Annotated in this window: 1 protein-coding gene; it reads left to right on the top strand. The window is 56.9% G+C overall.

The window, feature by feature from the left end; translation table 11 throughout:
* Nucleotides 1–571, top strand: a 571-nt coding sequence (locus FS818_RS28270; RefSeq protein ID WP_145336729.1) for a condensation domain-containing protein, incomplete at both ends; no start/stop codon positions are given.

Genomic DNA, 571 nt, shown 5'->3' with positions numbered 1-571 from the left:
CAAATTCCACTGACGGCCAACGGGAAGGTAGACCGGAGGGCACTACCGGAGCCCCAAGGGCTACTACAGACAACCGGCGAATATGTTGCGCCGCGAAGCGAGACCGAAGCGAAGCTAGCGGAGATTTGGCAGGACGTGCTAGGTCTTTCGCAACCGGTAAGTATCCGGGAGGACTTCTTCGAGCTGGGGGGCCATTCACTCAAAGCAACGCAGCTGATGGCCCGCATTCAGAAGCAGTTAGATGCGAGCTTAACGCTGAGTGAAGTGTTCGCCCGTCCAACGGTGGAGATGCTAGCGGGGTATTTGGAAACGGCGGCTATCCTGAAACGCTATGAGGCAATCAATCCGGCGGAGCCGCGCGAAGCGTATCCAACCTCACCTGCCCAGCAGCGGATGTATGTAATGAGCCAGTTGGACGTTGGAGGCATCGGTTACAACATCCCGTGGGCGCTGGAGATCACAGGAGAGCTGGATGTTGTTCGGGTGCAGGAGAGTCTGAACCGCTTAGCCGAGCGCCATGAAGCCTTCCGTACATCGTTTGTAATGCAAGAAGACCAGCTCATGCAACGGA

This window comes from Paenibacillus xylanexedens, from assembly GCF_007680605.1.
Lineage (GTDB): Bacteria > Bacillota > Bacilli > Paenibacillales > Paenibacillaceae > Paenibacillus > Paenibacillus xylanexedens_B.
The sequence above is the reverse complement of the archived record's forward strand: the minus strand, read 5'-3'. Positions and strand labels throughout refer to the sequence as shown.